The sequence below is a fragment of the Cupriavidus sp. R6-3 genome (assembly GCF_059772245.1).
On sequence record NZ_JCBAJO010000027.1, the window covers coordinates 21,150 to 37,837 of the forward strand.

The 16,688-nt window shown below is 63.9% G+C and carries 23 protein-coding genes; 1 reads left to right on the forward strand and 22 read right to left on the reverse strand.

Features of this window, described 5'->3' with window-relative positions:
• On the forward strand, positions 1-393 hold the full coding sequence (locus AC6EI8_RS07710) for a phage minor head protein (RefSeq protein WP_498381651.1): 393 nt from the start codon (positions 1-3) through the stop codon (positions 391-393).
• Here the strand turns inward: AC6EI8_RS07710 and AC6EI8_RS07715 are convergent.
• From AC6EI8_RS07715 to AC6EI8_RS07820, 22 genes are all read right to left on the reverse strand, one after another.
• A complete protein-coding gene (locus tag AC6EI8_RS07715) occupies positions 390-701 on the reverse strand; it encodes a phage baseplate plug family protein (protein ID WP_498381652.1) in 312 nt (103 codons plus the stop codon). The two genes, AC6EI8_RS07710 and AC6EI8_RS07715, sit on opposite strands and share 4 nt — an antisense overlap.
• Complete coding sequence (locus AC6EI8_RS07720) at positions 698-1,282, reverse strand: phage baseplate protein (RefSeq protein WP_498381653.1); 585 nt, start codon at positions 1,280-1,282, stop codon at positions 698-700. The genes AC6EI8_RS07715 and AC6EI8_RS07720 overlap by 4 nt, the downstream gene beginning before the upstream one ends.
• On the reverse strand, positions 1,282-3,138 hold the full coding sequence (locus AC6EI8_RS07725) for a mannosyl-glycoprotein endo-beta-N-acetylglucosamidase (protein ID WP_498381654.1): 1,857 nt from the start codon (positions 3,136-3,138) through the stop codon (positions 1,282-1,284). Before AC6EI8_RS07725 ends, AC6EI8_RS07720 begins: the two co-directional genes overlap by 1 nt.
• Positions 3,128-3,274, reverse strand: a complete 147-nt coding sequence (locus AC6EI8_RS07730; protein WP_390884826.1) for a DUF6889 family protein — start codon at positions 3,272-3,274, stop codon at positions 3,128-3,130. The genes AC6EI8_RS07725 and AC6EI8_RS07730 overlap by 11 nt, the downstream gene beginning before the upstream one ends.
• A 38-nt stretch (positions 3,275-3,312) precedes the next feature.
• Entirely contained in the window at positions 3,313-3,753 is a 441-nt protein-coding gene (locus AC6EI8_RS07735) for a phage tail assembly chaperone (RefSeq protein WP_498381655.1), read from the reverse strand.
• A 2-nt stretch (positions 3,754-3,755) separates the two neighbouring features.
• Positions 3,756-4,199, reverse strand: a complete 444-nt coding sequence (locus AC6EI8_RS07740; protein ID WP_174107392.1) for a phage structural protein — start codon at positions 4,197-4,199, stop codon at positions 3,756-3,758.
• Between the two features lie 11 nt (positions 4,200-4,210).
• A complete protein-coding gene (locus tag AC6EI8_RS07745) occupies positions 4,211-5,686 on the reverse strand; it encodes a DUF3383 domain-containing protein (protein WP_498381669.1) in 1,476 nt (491 codons plus the stop codon).
• Positions 5,687-5,695: 9 nt separating this feature from the next.
• Positions 5,696-6,286, reverse strand: coding sequence for a phage neck terminator protein (locus tag AC6EI8_RS07750; protein WP_498381656.1), 591 nt, complete (start codon positions 6,284-6,286; stop codon positions 5,696-5,698).
• A 2-nt stretch (positions 6,287-6,288) separates the two neighbouring features.
• Positions 6,289-6,660 carry a hypothetical protein gene (locus AC6EI8_RS07755; RefSeq protein ID WP_498381657.1) on the reverse strand — a complete coding sequence of 124 codons (372 nt, stop codon included), beginning with the start codon at positions 6,658-6,660 and terminating at the stop codon, positions 6,289-6,291.
• A gap of 3 nt (positions 6,661-6,663) precedes the next feature.
• Positions 6,664-7,143, reverse strand: coding sequence for a phage virion morphogenesis protein (locus AC6EI8_RS07760; RefSeq protein WP_498381658.1), 480 nt, complete (start codon positions 7,141-7,143; stop codon positions 6,664-6,666).
• 24 nt (positions 7,144-7,167) lie between these two features.
• Positions 7,168-7,554: a DUF4054 domain-containing protein gene (locus AC6EI8_RS07765; protein ID WP_498381659.1), complete on the reverse strand. Its 387-nt coding sequence runs from the start codon at positions 7,552-7,554 to the stop codon at positions 7,168-7,170.
• Between the two features lie 8 nt (positions 7,555-7,562).
• Positions 7,563-7,841, reverse strand: a complete 279-nt coding sequence (locus AC6EI8_RS07770; RefSeq protein ID WP_498381660.1) for an STY1053 family phage-associated protein — start codon at positions 7,839-7,841, stop codon at positions 7,563-7,565.
• Between the two features lie 10 nt (positions 7,842-7,851).
• Positions 7,852-8,889, reverse strand: coding sequence for a DUF2184 domain-containing protein (locus AC6EI8_RS07775; RefSeq protein WP_498381661.1), 1,038 nt, complete (start codon positions 8,887-8,889; stop codon positions 7,852-7,854).
• Between the two features lie 13 nt (positions 8,890-8,902).
• Positions 8,903-9,397 (reverse strand): structural cement protein Gp24, encoded by a 495-nt coding sequence (locus AC6EI8_RS07780; RefSeq protein WP_395829889.1) that lies wholly within the window; start codon positions 9,395-9,397, stop codon positions 8,903-8,905.
• Positions 9,398-9,410: 13 nt separating this feature from the next.
• Positions 9,411-10,724 (reverse strand): DUF2213 domain-containing protein, encoded by a 1,314-nt coding sequence (locus tag AC6EI8_RS07785; protein ID WP_498381662.1) that lies wholly within the window; start codon positions 10,722-10,724, stop codon positions 9,411-9,413.
• Positions 10,725-10,782: 58 nt separating this feature from the next.
• Positions 10,783-11,457, reverse strand: coding sequence for an HNH endonuclease (locus tag AC6EI8_RS07790; protein WP_174107383.1), 675 nt, complete (start codon positions 11,455-11,457; stop codon positions 10,783-10,785).
• Between the two features lie 106 nt (positions 11,458-11,563).
• On the reverse strand, positions 11,564-12,205 hold the full coding sequence (locus tag AC6EI8_RS07795; RefSeq protein ID WP_498381663.1) for a phage head morphogenesis protein: 642 nt from the start codon (positions 12,203-12,205) through the stop codon (positions 11,564-11,566).
• Positions 12,147-13,715, reverse strand: coding sequence for a DUF1073 domain-containing protein (locus AC6EI8_RS07800; protein WP_498381664.1), 1,569 nt, complete (start codon positions 13,713-13,715; stop codon positions 12,147-12,149). Before AC6EI8_RS07800 ends, AC6EI8_RS07795 begins: the two co-directional genes overlap by 59 nt.
• Positions 13,712-15,253, reverse strand: a complete 1,542-nt coding sequence (gene terL, locus AC6EI8_RS07805; RefSeq protein WP_498381665.1) for a phage terminase large subunit — start codon at positions 15,251-15,253, stop codon at positions 13,712-13,714. The genes AC6EI8_RS07800 and terL overlap by 4 nt, the downstream gene beginning before the upstream one ends.
• Positions 15,204-15,722, reverse strand: a complete 519-nt coding sequence (locus AC6EI8_RS07810) for a terminase small subunit-like protein (RefSeq protein WP_498381666.1) — start codon at positions 15,720-15,722, stop codon at positions 15,204-15,206. The genes terL and AC6EI8_RS07810 overlap by 50 nt, the downstream gene beginning before the upstream one ends.
• Positions 15,723-15,950: 228 nt before the next feature.
• Positions 15,951-16,379, reverse strand: a complete 429-nt coding sequence (locus AC6EI8_RS07815) for a hypothetical protein (protein ID WP_226106617.1) — start codon at positions 16,377-16,379, stop codon at positions 15,951-15,953.
• Positions 16,380-16,411: 32 nt separating this feature from the next.
• Positions 16,412-16,688: hypothetical protein (locus tag AC6EI8_RS07820; protein ID WP_498381667.1), on the reverse strand; the 277-nt coding region annotated here is incomplete at its 5' end.

The following is a 16,688-nucleotide window of genomic DNA, read 5'->3' on the forward strand; positions in this document are numbered from 1 at the left end:
ATGAAAACACTGATCCCGCTGATTATCGGAATTGCAGTCTTCACGATCATCCTTTGGTTGTTTCGGAAGCGACGCGTCGAGATCCCTCCGCCGCAGACGACAAGCATTACCCGTGACTGGAAGTCCACGACGAGAAGCAAGGACCCCGTCGAGATTCGGCGCAACGCCATCGCCTCATTTGAGCGGGACAAGGCGGCTGCCACCTCGGTCGGTTCCAGCAAGTACGTATGGCGATCGTGCCGTGACGAGGATGTTTGCCCGATATGCGCCAAGAATGACGGGAAGAAGTTCTCGTGGAACAAAGTCCCGACGCACGGTCACCCTGGATACGGAACCTGCGGCGTGCACGGATACTGCAGATGCTATGCAGAAGCGATCCTGCCAACGCGCTAGTCCGTCACCCAGAATACGTGCGACCCGATACCCAGATCCTCGTACGTCGGCACCTCGTCGGGATCATCTGCGCCCTGCACCCACAGCCGGCCGGTGAAGCCAAGATGGCGATATTGCCCCAGCAAGTCGATGCCGGCCACCAGCGGGATACCGCTGACCAAAGGCGCATTGTTCGCGTCCGCGATGTCGAGCACCCACCCCGCTCCACCGGCTTTGCGATACTGGACCGTCAGTCGGTAGTCCACGCCGCTGAGCGTGATCGTGAAGCGTTGCGGTTCGGGCGATAGCGGAATCTCGAAGTAGTTCATGCGCCGCCCCATTGGCTCGGAGGTACAGAGCCGCCCGGCGCCGGCGTGGCAGGCACAGCGGCCTTGACGCCAGCGTTTTGCGTCTCAGCGGTAGCCGCCGGATCGGCTTGATTCTCCCTGGCAGGGAGCGTCGTGACCTTTGTGCTAACTATGCGGACCTGCTTTAGCGTTGCCGTGACCGACATCGCTGCGCCGGTCTTTTGGTCGCGGATCACCGCCAGCGACCTGAACAGCATGTTGTCGTAAGTCCTGAGCGAGGTGACTACCGTGAACGGCGTCCGCTTTTCCTGGAGCGCCAACAGTTGGGAGTACACCGTGCTGATGTAGTCCGCCGTCGGCAGGCTGCCGCCCTCGAAGATCGCCTGCAGCGTGTCGGTCAGCGCCTTGATCTCCGAATTGCTCCACCCGCACTTGATGACGACTTCCGGCTGGCGCTTGAAGGCGTGATCGGAGATTTCCGCCCCCTTCTCCACCGGGTGCTCGGTGATCTGCAGGTCGTCCTGATAGGCTTCCTCGATCGTGACCGGCACCCGGATGTCGCCGATCATCTTTGGCGACAGGAAGGAGATGATGTCCAGCATTACGAGACTGCTCCTTGCAGATTGCGCACCAGGTCGCCGTTAAGCCGGCCCTGCTCGCGCGAGACTTCCCGGCCTGCCGCAGCAGCATCGTTGACGCCGTAGACGTTGATCTCGGTTCGCTGCTCGAGCTGCACGCTGTTGCCGCCTGGCGCGCGCTGCGCGTACACCGTCGGCGACGCCGTCATGGCTGCTCGGGTGTTGCGCAACGCCTGCTCCAGTTGCTCGACCGAGATCGACGCGCGGTTATTGCCGACGCCATCGTAGAAGCTCTTGCCGGTCGCGGGATCGGCCACGCTCGCCCATTCCCGGGCAGCGGCTTGCATGGCGGCCACGATGTTATCGCTGGCGCCCGTCAAGTAGTCCTTGATGGCCGACCGCTTCGAGCCGACCAGGTACTCGCTGAAGATGCGGTCCTGCAGCCCGCGATCGAACTTCTCCGACCCCGTGAGACCCAGCTTCTTGACCGCATCCGCCAGGGTGGTCTTGATGATCTGGTACCGACCGGCGGCGTTGAACTGCCCTTCCTGCTGGGCGCGCATGACCTCGGCAACGGTCATGCCCTCCAGATTCTCGGTACCGGCCTTGTAGCCGCCCCTGGCGCCGCGGTTGACGCTGTTGTAATCGCCCTCGCCGCGGGCGATCAGCTTCCCGAAAGCGGTCTCGGCCAAGTTTTGCCGCGGGGCCCCGGCAGGCTCCTTCGACTCTCCGCGACGACGCGCGAGCTCCGCGTCCTCGCCCTCGTTCAGGCCGCCGCTATGGAATAGCAGCGCGGCCGCGCCACCGGCTTTCGCCAGCCATGGCAGGAAGCGTGACAGGATGCCACCAGCCGCAGCACCACCGACAGCAGCTCCGCCCGCGCCCGCGCCAGCGGCACCCGCCGCAGCGGCAGCGGCATTCGCCGCGCCCAGCGCCCGGACGGCCGCCACCATCTTCCAGATGCCAGAGATGATCTGGAACCCGCCCAGCACCTTGAAGGCGCCGATCAACAGCAGGATCTTGGTCGACCACCCGTCCGTCAGTCCGTCCAGCTCGATGAATCGATCGATGATCCACCCGATGGGCGGACCCATTGCCGCGGCGGCAGACAGCACGGCCTCAGCGATCTTGGCGACCCGGTCGGCAATAGCCGGTGAGTTCTCGTCGAACCACCGTTTGAACCGCTCGAGCTGTGGGCCAACCTTGTGAAGAAGCGCGCCCTGCACCCGCACGCCGAAGTTCTCGAACGTCGTCCCGAGATCGCGCAGCGCGATCATGAAGGCATGCGAGTCCTCCGCTGCCTTGTCCAGACCGGTGGTCTTGGACATCTGGCGGTATTGCTGCAGGAACTTGCCGAAATCGCCATTGCGCATGGCGAGCAGCAGGTTCTCGTCGATTCCGAGGATCTGGCCGTACTGGTTGGCCAGCCACGTCTGCTTCTGGGCCAGCTCGTTGCCGAGATCGGCCAGGATGTCGACGGTGTCGCGCAGCTGACCATTCGCATCCCGCGTCTGGACCCCGATGGTGGCAAGGTATCCCTCGCCGGCCGGGTTGTTCCGCAGGAACTTGGCCAGGTTCTCGACCGTGCCGAACGCAGCATCGGACGACACGCCGAGATTGCGGGCGGCGTACTCGAACGCCTTCAGGCTGGTGGCCGCGGCACCCGTGCGTTGCGAGACGAAATACAGGCGCTCGAGCTTCGAGGCGAAGGCCGAGACGCCAGCACCGACAGACAGCGCCGCACCTTGGATCGTGCTGACCAGGCGAATGACGCCCTTGGTGGCCTGCTCTACACCGGCGTTGAAGTTCTTGAGCCCCTTTTCGTCGACCTTGAAGCCGAGGGCTACCAGGAACTCGCGGATGACGGCGCTATCTGCCATTGCTCTCTTCCAGCCTGCGGCGGGCGGCCGCCATGTTGTCGCTGCGAACGGCGATCGCGTCGTTCATAAGGGCGATGTCCTCAAGACCGAGCGTGCCGTCCAGCAGGGATTCGTACTTGCACCAGCCCTCGGCCACCGGCGTCAAGAGCCAGTCCTCGCCGCCCGGGAGCGTTCTCAGCCAGCTTGTGTCGCCTCCGGCCCGCTCTGCTGGCTGGTAAGCAGGCCTTGAATAAAAGGCCCGAGGTTGGCCGTGATGACCTGCACCGCCAAGGGAAGGATGGTCGCCAGGTCCATGTCATCGAACATGAGCGCGCCATTCCAGACCCGAGCCCAGCCGGTCGGCTGCCTGCGCTGCACGACCGACAGGCACGCTCCGATGACGTACTCGGCGTCCTCGTCCTTGAGGGCGGCCAGGCCGTCGGCCAGCGGCTGCAGCGCCACGGCCATCCCTTCCAGATCCTCGGTCGGTGCCTTCCCGCTTTCGCGGAACCGCACGAACACCGGGATCAGGGCCGGAATGATCGGCGCGATGCGGCGCGATACGTGGAACTGCTGCATTGCGCTCATGCGGCCGAGGGAGTATTCCTGGCCGTTCAGTTCGATCTGCGCGGCCATGGTCAGTACGTTCCCAGCATTTCTTCGATGCGGCCGGCGTCGAACACCCATTCGACGATCCCGCCTTCCGTGGCGTAGTTCAGATCCGGCACCTTCTTGAACGCGCACTGGATGCCGGTGGCGATGTCGCCGGCCACCGACTGCGTCACCGTGATGACGTTCTTGCCCCACAGGCGGCTGTCGATCTTCTGGGCGTTGTACAGCGCCATCAGCGTCCGGTTGACCGGCGAGGTCTTCAGATACCGAAGCGTGATCTGGCCGGAGTTGTCGGCGCGCAGGCTGTGCATCACGCTGCCGTCCGATCCCACCGTCATGGTGTTCTTGTCGTTCGCGGTAGCGATGGTGATGCCTTCCTCGGCAGTGGCCTCGCCATAGCCGAGCTGGAAGGCCCCGCCCGGGCCCACGAGCGACGCCTGTACGTCGATGAACGAATACGTTCCGGACATGATTTCCCCTATCAGCGGTTCACGTTGACCAGGATGTCAACGGTGTGAATGGCGCCGGCCTCCTTGGCCGCGACTTGGAACGGCACCGACTTGCGCGCTTCCCGGTCAGCCTGGGACTGCAGCGCGATCGGCGGCGCATAGACGTAGTAGCCCTTGGCCAGCGTGTCGCCCTGCCGCAGTGCACCGAAGCCGCCGGAGTTCCAGACGCCCGGAGCCAGATAACCGTTGTTCACCGCCGCATCGCAGGCCGCCTCGATCGTTGCCGCGATCAGCGCATTGCCCGCATCCGTCTGCGGGATCTTGGTCGGCGACTGGTACAGCAGGTTGTACACATCGGTCTGGATTCGGCTCTGGAACCAGATCGAGTTGTAGACGGAGTCGATAAAGATGCCGCTCGGCGTGACGCCGTACTGGATGATCGCCGTCTCGTTGCTGTACTCGACGAATACGTTGCCGTTCTTCGCCTGGATGGCGTCGGCCTGGCTGCTGGTCAGGGTCTCCGGCACGATGCCGGGCTCCTGCTTGTACATCAGCGTGATCGTAGAGTTGTTCGCGTTGAAGTCGGTGGTCAGGAGCCGGCCGAGCATCGACGCCGCGGCATACGGATTGCTGCTCGAGTACTGCGCGAACGAGTACTTGTACCCCTTCGCCTTGAACCGAGAGAGCAGATCCGTGGTGCTGGTCGGATCCAGCGCCAGCGGCTCCTGGCTCGTCGCACCGTACAGATGGCGCTGATCGGCCTCGACGAAATCTGCCACCGCCTCGTGCTGGTCGTTCGTCAGGCTGGTGTCGGCGAACATCAGCCCCAGGAACTTGTTCGAAAAGCGGTTCAGGAACAGCGCCACGGCAGCGTCCGGCGTCTCCGGGCCGATGCCGGCCACAGGCACCGACGCAACGCCGCTCGTCAGGCCCAGCATGGTCGAGATGTCCGTACCGGTGCTGGGCGCCGTCGCGTAGCTCAGCGTCGAGGTGGTGCCGGTAGTGTCGGAGGTGACGACGAACTGCTGGCCGGTCCATACGATCGTGGCGCCGGTCAGATCGGATTGAATGGCGCTTGCCACGCCGTTCAGGTTGGTCTCGGTGGAGAAGTCCAGGGCGGTGAGCGACTTCTCGACGCCGTCCACGCTGATCTTGAAGCCGCCATTGGTCACGGCATTCCAGGCAGTCATGTCCTGTTGCGCGGCAGACAGAACACCGCCACGGATCGATCCCGAGGTTGCGCTCTTGGCCCATCGGCCGAGATAAAGCTGTGACGGCTGCGGAGTTTGCTGGAAGTACAGCAGCGCCGCCTTGTATTCAGCCGCCGAGGTGCCGAAGTCCGAGGCCACAGCGTCGATCGTGCCGTAGGAGCGCATGCGCTCATTGGTGTCGATCACGGCCGAGGCGCCCAGAATGAGCGCCGTGTTCAGGTTCGCACCTTGGGCCGCCAGCGGCGACATGTTGATGGTGACGTCGATCAGCCGCGACACCGGCAATCCGTTGGGCATGGTCATCCTCTACTGGTCGATATTGATGGTGCCGCTCATCGGCGGTACCGAGTCGGTCTCGGTCTTCACCTGGGCGGACATGAGGTTGAGGACCGGATAGGTCCGGGTGATCTTGCGGCGCAAAGCGACGGTGACGTCGTAGCGGCGGATCCACTGCTGATTGACAAAGTCGGGCGCTGCGCGAATTGTCCCGACCGACACAAACTTCATGTCGTTCAGGCCAAGCTGTTCGCTGTTCTGTGGGATGGCGAGGCCATCCACCAGGCGTTGGGCATATCCCTTCGCGCCGGGCCCGTAGAACGTGCAGAGCAATTCGATGTCCTGGTGGCGCTGGTAGACGTCGCTACCGTCTCCCGTCGGGTCGTGCTGGATCGCGGGGCCCGCGTCGTTTTCCTGCGCTGTGATACCCAGCGCGCACCAGTTCACCGACGGCTCGGGCTGTTTTGGCACAGTTGGCTGCCACCGCGGGCGCACCATCGTGGGTGGCAAGCCGGTGATGCCGGCCACCATTTCCTGCAGCAGGTCGTCCAGCGCATCGTCCTCGAGCGGCGACGATGCGGCGACTGGCGCCAGGTAGCCACCGGTCGAGCTGTCGTTCATGGTTACCCCGAGAGAGGCTTGATGTCACAGGTGGCGCAGACAAAGCCGCGCCCGAAGTGGCTGTAGTCGTTGACCTTCGCCACCGTGTACGTCCGGCCGCGCCAGACGATCTCGTCGGCGTCAGCGCCATCGCCGCCATCGCGCAGGCGAAACGGGGTATGGACGAGGATCGAGCCGACGATGCGACTTCCCTCGGCGATCCGCTCCAGGATGTCGCCCTGGTCGCTGGTCACCACGGCCGCGAATGGCATGGCAGTGACGGTGTTGACGGCGCGCCCATGGCTGTCCACCGTCTGCGTCATCCGGTTGCACACCAGGCCGGTGTCCATGAAATCCGGGTCGAGCAGCACGTCGACGACGTCGAGTAGCGCCATGGTCTATTTCTTCCGTCTGATGACGTACGTGATGCTGTTCCGAAGCTGGCCGGTGTCGATCAGCGGCACTGTGCCCGTCCTGCCGCGTCGGAGCCGATCTGCGATCGTGCTCGGCTTCAGGTCGGGCTTGATGCCGCTGTTGATCTTTGCCCGAACGCTGTTCTGTGCCTCCAGGCCAGCGGACGACAAGCGCCGCTCAACGGCAGCCGGGTCGCCTTCCAGTGCCGCGGTGGCCGCCTTTTCGAGTTGGGCGGTGGCCTTTGGTAGAGAATCGGACACGCCGGGAACCAGAAACGGCCGCGCCGGCAGGTTGTTTGCCGGAGAGCCTGTCTCTTGGATGTAGCCAATGGCAGCGTTGCCGATCGGCGCGTCGTCCTTCCGCTCTGGCGCGCTGTCGGGGATGCCGACCAGCACCTGCTTTTGGACGAGTCCATTGATCGACTGCAGGACATCCTTCAGCCGATCCACCTTGATGACGCCCATGGGATGCTCCAGATGGGCGCGCGCCTATAGCTGGAAGCCGCCGGCGCCCATCATCCTGGCGAGGGTGAGATACCGCACGCCATACGTGGTCAAGTTCCAGAATCCGCCGTCATCGATCGTTGCCGCGCCCGTGTCGTAACTGGCGCTGACCTTGTCGACGGCTTTTGAAGAGAGCGGGCCGGTCATCTGGCCCGGAATGCCGCCTACCGCGTCGGCCTGCTCATCCCGAGCAGCCAAGACGAGGTGGTGAGCCGTACAGAGCTCGATGCCCTGATCGGTCAGGACACCCCAGCGGCACGGATTGACGAGCGACACCGAGACCGTCAGCCAGAACTGGACGACGGAATCGGGGTACTTCGTTGTATCCGAGAACTCTGGGAAGTCCTCTCTGAACTGGGCAACGTCAACCACGGCTCACCTTACTTGGAGGTCTTCGCGGCCGGCTTGGCCTCGGCTTCTGCCTTGGCTTTCGCTTCCGCCTCTTCCTTGGCTTTCGCCTCGAGTTCGGCCAGCAGCTCGTCGGCCGCCGCTTCGGTGTCGGCGTTCTGAGCGGCCTCGCCGCCAAGATGCGCCTTCACGAACCAGTGATCGGCGACGTCCTGGTCGACGGTGTGGTTGCCGACCGGGAAATCGTGCTGCTTACCGTCCTTGCCCAGGAGCTTGAACGCCTTGGCCACATGGATTTTAACCTTTGCCATGGCGTTCCCCTTAGATGCCGTCACGATAGCCGATCGTCTCGGGGTAGACCACCTCGACAACGCCCAGGCGACCGAAGTACGTGGTCAGCTGGCGGATGTCGCGATACTCGAGCGGCGTGCGCTGCAGCGGCACCAGCGGGAAGCGGACCTTGTCCTGCTCCTTGGTGTACGCGACCATGCGGTCGGCATTCGCTGCACCGCGCTGATACAGCCACTTCAGCGGCTGGATGTTCAGCGGGCGGCCGTTGATCGAGTTCGAGATGGTGTTCTGCTTCAGGTATTCCAGCACGCTGATGTTGCCGGCGTCGCTGACCTTCTTGCTCACCAGGATGCCGAACTTGGCCGGCGGCACTCGCAGCTCGCTCGGGCAGATGGCGAACGCCGACTCCTGCCAGACGCTCGTCAGCAGCTCGTTGACGTCTTCCAGGATCTCGTCCGGCGTGGCCGTCGCCCAGTTGCCGACCTTGGCATTGGCGAGGTTGCCGACTGCGGCATTGTTGACCAGGCCGGTCACGCCGAGAACCGGGTCGCCGATGTAGACCTGCTCGTCGACGTCCATGTTGTGCTTGAGCACCATGCCCTGGTACTTCTGCTGGTCGACCGGGCGGCCGAGCTTCTGGGCCGATTCCAGCTCGGGGATGGTCCAGCCGATCTGCATGCCCCACAGGGTCAGCGGGCTGGCCGTCTTGCCGATGTCGAGCGCGATACCGGCGATGGCCGAAGCGTCCTTGCCGATCCACGACTTGCCGTTGGGCGACGCGCCACCCGCGGCGGCGAAGCTGGAATTGGTGAACGACGAGGTTTCGTCAGCGATCGAGACGTCTTCGCGCAGGTCGATGTCACGCGACCAGGTGACCGACGCCAGCGGCATGTGCAGCGTCTGGTCCAGGCGCTCGAGTTCACCGATCAGGAACGCGCCGGTGCTGTCGATGGTCCGGCTGTCGAACGTCAGCATGCTGTCGCGGGTACGTGCACGGATGATCGCCGGGGCATTGACCATGGCGATCGCGGCGGCCGCGGCCATGCGCGGAACGATGATTTTGCTCATTCTGGGTAGCCCCTTAGATGTTGAAGGAGATTTCGACGTTGCCGTTGGCATCGCCGCCGTTCATGAAGATGGCGCCGGTCACCGCGACGGTGTTGGTGCCATCGGCAGCGGCCTCGATGCCGCCTATCGGCTTGCCAGCCGCAGCGGCAGCGACGCGCACGTACACGGTGCCGCCCAGCGCCGGGGTGCCGGCGTTGTTCTTGACGGTCATGTAGCCGCGGCGCAGCACGTCGCACACTCCCTTGGTCGGCGGCGTTGCGGTGCCCAGCGGCTCCGAGCCAGCGCCACCCGTGGTCGGGTACGGACGGACCAGCAGGCCATAGATGACGGCAGCGGTGTCACCGCTGGCGACGGGCACGAACTTGCCCGCAGCCAGCTTGCCGAACAGGCCGTAGCCGGGGAACGGCAGCGCCGGGTCGAAAATCTGCGGTTCGACGGTGGCTTGCGACTGGCGCGAGATGTCCCCGGGAATGCCCGAGGCCATGCGATACAGGATTGCGTTGCTCATGTGGGGCACTCCCTTAGTGTGCGGACCGATCGGCCCAGAATTTGCGGTTGGCGGCGTTGATGTCTGCCACGGTCTTGGCCTTGCCGAAGTCGCGCGTCGGCGCTGCACTGCGGGTCGTGCCGGCGTTGTTGTGCGCCTTCACCAGCTCGCTCGCGCCCATGAAGGCGGCGTGCACCAGCGCGGCCGGCAGCTTCTCGAAGTCCACCGTCTTGCCGCCCAGGAACGGGGCGATGGCCTTCTTGCCGGCCTCGGTCTGGTACGCCAGGTCGAGCGCCTTGCGCTGGCACTTGCACAGGGCCGCGGCGCGGTCCTTGGTGTTCATCTTGGCGTCGAGGGTCGGCAGCTTGATGCCGGGCGCCAGAATCTCGGCGCGCGACGGGATGCTGGCCGCGGCGTCGCCGGTGTACAGGTCGACGTCGGATTCGTCCAGCTTGGCGGCCGTCTCGGCTTCGGTCAGGTCGCCGTTATCGCCGGTCTTGTCCTTCTTCTCCGGGTCTTCGTCCTCGTCGTCCGTTTCCTCGCGCTCGGAGTCGCGAGCTTCGATCTTGGACAGGCACTCGCCGATTGCCTTGACGGCCTTAAGCACCTCCTGTGCGAGCGCGTCGCCGGTCTTGGCTTCGCGCTCCTGGGCTTCGCGGGCCTCGCGCTCTTCCTCGGATTCCTCGTCGAGGGCCGTCTGGCCTTCTTCGATGGCTTCCTGCACGGCCGCCTCGTCCTTGGCCTTCATCGCCGTCATGAGGCGATCCAGCCAGGTTCGCTTGCCCTTGGGCTTGCTGTCTTTGGTCTTCATGTCTTCGGGTTCCTTATCGCCGATCGCGCAGCGCGGACCGCACCGGCCGCGCTCGACGAGGGCTACGTGGTTTCCAATGATTTCGCGCTGCACCCCGCGCCCAGGTCCTACCTGCTCATACCCTGCGTCGTATCCGCAGGACACCTCTCGAAGCCCAGCTCGCACCTCGTCGATGGCCCCTTGATTGGTGATCATCAGATCGGCAAGAAGAAGGTCGTCTTCAATGCCGGTTCCTCGCCGGACGTTCATCACAGTTCCGACGGCGAGGTCGTTCCAGTTTGATGGCCCAACAAAGTCGTCCGGGTGGTCCATCGTGACGGCCGCACCTTCAAAGCTGGCAATCGTTTCCGGCCGGAATACTTCGTCGGGCGTTCGGCTGATGCGCACGATCCCGTCGGGCCCAGGCTCCACCGGAACTTCGCCGGCCCCATAGAGCATTTCCCCGGTTCTGGCAATCGGCACGTCGTGGCAAACGAGGAATCCGGACGGCGTCAACGATTGCTTTGGCCCAAGGATTTCGGGTGTGAAAAATCGCATGGCGTATGGACGAAAAAAAGGCCGCTCTTGGCGGCCTGTCGTGTTCCAATGCTTTCCGCTACAGCAGCAGTCCGTTCTCGGCTGCCCACGCCAGCGGGTCTTTCGCTGCTTTGCGCTTGTTGCACTTGGCACAAAGCAACTGGATGTTCGTAATCCAATCCGATCCGCCCTTGGCGAGCGGAGTAATGTGGTCTGCGTGATATCCGCGTCGAATAGAAACGCCGCAACACGCGCAGCGATAGTTCTGCTTTTGAGCCAGCGCTAGAATCTCGGCCGCCGTATGCGACCCCTCCGCGCCCCGCAGCTTTGCGCGCCGCCGCCTTGACGATGCAGCACCAACATGCGGATTGTTCTTTCTGTATGCCCGTCTTCGGGCATTGAGGCGCTCAGCGTTCCTAGCGTGATACGCAGCAGACAAGGCAGACACTTTGTCAGGATTGGCCCGCCTCCACCGCGCCACATTCGCCCGGTTCTTCTCGGGATTCCGCTTCATCCATTCCCTGTGGTATGCGTTGCGCTTCTCCCTCGTGCGCTCGCGTGTCTCCGCATTTTGCCGGCGCGTGCGCTCAGTATTCTTCGCTCGCAAGGCTTGCGTCGCCGCATGCTGGCAGATGACGCAGGTCGTGGATGACGTATATCGAGGGGCGAGATGCCCGTGTTTGCATGGCTTGCCGGTGAAATATCTCGGCAACCCGGCAGCCTTTGCCGCATCGCGGGTGATGATGGGTTGCATTTTCGCCTTGACTAGGGGCTGACCGTTTGGAGGCACGGCAAGCTGGCGGTCAAACCAGCCTTTCGGGAGCTACCCTAGCCGTGCGGAAACCATTCTATCGGTTCAATCAATCCTCTGGTACCACCACTTCGCACCAGCACCGGCAGTTGGGAAACTGCCCGGCGTGCCCCGTCATGCCGTCCAGCGTGGGAGGGTCGTCCCAGCGCACGAACTGGCCATTCATCTTTCGATGCGAGTCGCGGACGTCCGAGTCGCCAGAGGTCCGCCAGAAATAGCCCGGCGAGCCAACGTGCAGGGCTCTCGCCTCGGTCAGCGTCGAAGCGGTCCTGGCGACCTCAGTGCGGGCAATCAGGTCAGCGCGGCTCTTTGCCACCTCACCCGATGCCTGAATGGCCTTGGATATCTCCGACGCCCGGGAGCTGTTCTCCAGCCCCTCGATCGTCAGCTTGTGAACGCGCTCTGCAGCCTCGATCGGGATGGACTTGATCAGCCCAACCTGCTCGGCCATCAGTGCGCGCATGGTCGCCCCCGTCGGAGCGTTCCGAATCTCCAGCGCCAGTTCGCGCGACATCTCGCGTGCCTGGGCCATCCACGCCTGCTCATCTCGGCGGTTGACCTCGGCCAGCATCTGGGCGGCGGTCGCCTGGGCCCAAGGTGTCAGGGCCTCGGCGTACCGCCTCAGAAGCTGCTCAATCGTCGGCGCCGCGCTTGGATCGCCAGGCGGAAAGCCATTGACGAGCGCGCCCACCTGCTGCGCGACCTGCCGTAGCTGCGTCCTGTACAGCCTTTCCGGGCCGCTTAGCCTGACCGGGTTCTTCCGTCGTTTCCGATCGGTCGTTCGGGTCATCAGCATTGGGCAGTTCCAGTTCAGGCTCGGGCGGCGGCTCGTTCTCCGCTTCCTCGATCGCTTCGTCCGAGATGCTGGTGAAGACGCCGTGGCTATGGCTGGCCTGGCGCAGTTCCTTCATCGCCGTCGGCCGGTCGATCAGGTCGGCGTCGTAGGCAGTCACGATGGCCTCGGTCGTCGTCTTGGCGTTGGTCGCCTTCTCGGTGTCGGACAGCTGCCACAGCGACGTGAAGCTGTAGGCGAAGCCTTCCGGTGGCTTGTGTCCAAGCTCTGATCGCACCAGCACATCAAACAGTCGCGTCAACGGTGCCCGGAGGCGCCGCTCCTGCTGCTGCTTGATGTTGTCGTAGTAAGTCCGCAGGTCCGACTCCCCGCTGGAGTTCAGGCCGGCCGGCGATTGACCGAACAGCCGCACCAGCGGAATTTGCAGGGCGCCGGACAACTGCTGGCCGAACTGCATCAGCACGTTGTCCAGCCCGGAGAACTGGTATTGGTGAGTCTCGAAGGTGTCCGCTGCGTCGATCAGGGTCATGCCCTCGTTCGACTGGAAGCGCCGGATCATGTCGACGTTTTTCAGCAGCCCTTCCATCGCCGGGCCACCCGCCGCGATGATCTCGCGCAGTTTGTCGACGCTCAGCGTGCGCAGGTGGGCCTTGTAGACCAACTGCGCCGCGCCGATCGTCGTGCTGTCGAACGCCACTAGTCGGTCAATCAACCGCTCGATGACCGACTGGCCCCACAGGTTCTCGGCGATCTTCTGCCAGTACGGCAGCTCAACGCCGTCGATGCGCAGCACCCGGCTGTAGTGGATGCGCTGCCGCGACAGGGCCATGCTGTCGGCCACCACGTCGTAGTAGCGCGGCATGCCCATGTCCGGGCCCATTTCCTTGACCAGATCGGACAGCGACGGCTGCACCAGCCATCGGTCGAGCACGAACAGGCCCTTGAACTGATCACGCCCGACGCTATCAGGGTTGAGCGGCGTGGACGGGTCTTGCCCGTCGATCAGCATCACTCCGAGCGCACCGCCGTAGAGGCGCGCCCATTTGATGGTGTCGTTGATCCGGTCCCAGAGCGCCATGCGCTCGAACCCGGCCGTCAGCTTATTCCTGTCGCCCGGGTCCAGATCGGCGTCCAGATCGACGCCAGCGCGGGTCATGTCGTCCGCGACCACGTCGACGGCTTGGCCGACCACCCACGACGACCGGTACATCGCCTCCATCTGCACGCGATTGCGGCTGATGAAGTCGAACCCGTAGGTGTACTGCGATGCCTGATTGGCGGTGCCCAGGCCGACGCGCGCCTCGAAGTTCTGGAAGCTGTCGCCGCTGGCCCAGCGCTTCGCATTGGCGGAAGCCGCGACATTGGCCTTGTGCGCCATCGCCGCGTCTTTTCGTTGTTTGCGATTCATTGTGCGAGCCTTGCCCAGGTATCGATGACCCGGCCGGAGGCGAGCAGGTCGTTAATCGCGTCGACGAGCGGGTCAATCTGGTCGTCGTGCGCGTGCGTGTCGTCAGGGGTGAACGCGTCGCACTCCTGCGTGAAATCGCTCACCCACGGCGCCGACTCGGGGATGTTGACGTACCCCGAGTCGATGTAGCTGACCACGTCCATCACGCGGGTCAGCTTGTCCTTATCCCGCTCGATTCCCTCGATGGGGATGCCGCCGCTCTCGCGGATGTCCTGGATCAGCCCCGTGCCGCTGGCCTTGTCCTCGACTCGCATCTTCACGAGCGCGGCGCCATGCGGCATGCCGAGCGGCAGATGCTTGTTCCAGAAGTCGATCGCCTGTCGGCGCAGCTGGGGCGCCTCCCACTTGCCGCGGATCTGGTCGAGCAGGTAAATCCGCCCGTTCTTGCCCAGCCCCCAGCACTGGAAGACGCTGTAGTCGTTCCGCTCTGCGGTCTTCTGCGCCGTGTCGGCGTAGATGACGCGCTTGACTAGCTCCGGCACCACCGAGTAGCGGCCAAAGTTGGCGCTCTTGATGATCCCGCCGCCCAATGGGCTCGGTCGCTGCATGTACTGGCCGCTGAAGACGTACCGGTCGGCCCGCTCCATCTCCAGCATGTCAGCCAGCGGCTCCTTGTAGGGCCAGTAGCTGAACCGTCCGTCGGCGTCTGTATCGGCACGCTCCACCATGGCGCGGACGCGCTCAGGCAGATTGGCGACGTAGCTATCGGTGATCAGGGCCGGGACCTCGATGAACTCCCAGTTCCCCGGCACCTTGCCGGCCTTAATGAAGCCCGTCGGGTCTTCCTCGGCCAGCCGCTGCATGATCACGATGATCGGCGTGTCCGGGTTGGCCTTCCGGCTCTTGACCGTCGACAGCAGCTTGCGGTTCGCCTTGTCGCGGTTCGTCTTGCTGTAGGCGTCCTCAACCTTGAGCGGATCGTCGATGATGATCGCGCCCTGCCATCCTTCTGCCATGTGGCCGGCGCGGAAGCCTGTGATCTGGCCGCCCAGCGACACCGCGTAGACGCCGCCGGCCTTCTTACCGTCGACCACCACGTTCCAACGCTTCTTCGACTTGGCGTCGTCAGCGATGGCCAGCGGCCACAGCGCCTGGTACTCATCCGATCCGACGATCTCGCGGGCGGTCTCGCTGTTGAGCAGCGCGAGGTCGTCCGAATACGAGATGTGCAGGAAGCGGGCGCGCGGGTTCAGCGCCAGGCCGCGGGCAATCAGGTTGATCGCCACGAGCTCGGTTTTCGACGAGCCCGGCGGCACGTTGATGACGACGTTCTTGAGCTCGCCGTCAATCACCCGCTGCACCGTATCGGCGATCAGCACGTGGTGCCAATTGACCCGGAACTTGATGCCTTGACGGTGCTTGAAGAAGTAGCGGCTGAAGAACAGATGGTCCCGCTCGCACTTCGCCTTGATGACCGCCCGTTCGAGATCAGTATTCGGCCTCGACTCGGTCGACGATAGCTTTGACTTCGCGTTCATCGACCACCGTCGTCTTCTGTTCGATCGGACCGCCGTCCTTGCCGACGTGCTCCTGCGTCACCTTCTCGCCGAAGTCCACGCGGTTCATTCGGGCCATGATCCATTTGCGGGTGTCGATCTGCAGTCGAGCCCGCTCGACCAGATCGATTTCGGTCGTCTCGGTGAACTTGCCGCTGGCCGTCTCTTTGACGACCGTCTTAATGCCCGTGCGACACTCGTCGGCGATCTCGACAATCTCCTCGCCGTAGAAGTATGTGCGCGCCCGGCAGGCGTCCAGATACTGCGTTCGCAGGGCGGCATCCTCGCCGATCCAACGATTGATCTGCCGGCGATCCGGCATATTCGCGTCGGCGCAGATGGCTCGAACACTTTCCCCGCCTGCAATGCGCTCGCAAACGGCTTTCATCACGGCTTGGCGGTCCCAAACCTTGGAGCCGCCGGCGCCAGGCGTCTTGGTGGTCTTTGGCATGGGCTACGGTGGAATAAAAAAGCCCCACACTTGGCGGGGCAATCTCGCGGTGGGGCGCGAGTGGAGACGGGTTGATGGGCGTCGTGCATTCCCTCAGAGCTTGAGCCGGCTGGGAGCTAACCCCGCCGCCATGGTTCGGCACACCAGCACAAGCTCTGAAGCAACGCCGTAAACGCAAAAAGCCCGCTCACTGGCGGGCTTCTCTTTCTCCGGGGCGAGCGCCGCCCCTTAGGCGGCGGTCTCGGCAATGGCCGGAATCAAGTTGTCCGGCGCAGTATAGGGCATCTTTTTTCGGTTTACAACACCCTCGTCGTCGATCCGCGCCAGATGCTGTTTCAGAAGGTGCTTGGCCCTCGCCATCTCCAGGTCGAAGACGCTGTGCGGCCGCTGCCGGATGCCGAGCTTGCGGCAGACTAGCCACGGCGGCAGGTTGGTGATGTACGACAGCTTGAGCAACTGCTGCTGGTACGGCACCAGCCGGCGCCATGCCTTCGTGACGCGATCGGCGTCCTTGTGGTCGATCTCGACGATCTCGGGAACGTGGGGCCCGTTCGCCAAGATGTCGGCCAGCTTTGCCCATGGCGCGCAGTAGCCGGGACGCGGCCCTCCTACTCTGTTGGCCTTAGCCCAATTCTCCAACCGCTTTTCCAGATCCATTCCGGCCCCCGTACGCATGAAATTCTGATTCCCTATCTCTTCCCGCCAATCGCCCCGACGAGCATCCCGAGCCCCGCCTCGTCCCGACTGCCCACCACCTCGGCAATCTCCTGCTCGGTCGCGCCAGCCTGGCGCAGCGAGTCGTGGAACGCCTGCCAGTCGGCGAATGTGGGCACAGGCTCGACCTTCGCCTCTGGCTCGCTGCCCACCCGCATGTTCCAGTTCGCCTCCGGGCAGCTCGCGCCGCAGGTGTAGCACCTGATGAGCTTGTACTGGTTTCGCGACGGGAATTCGGTCATCTCCATTTCG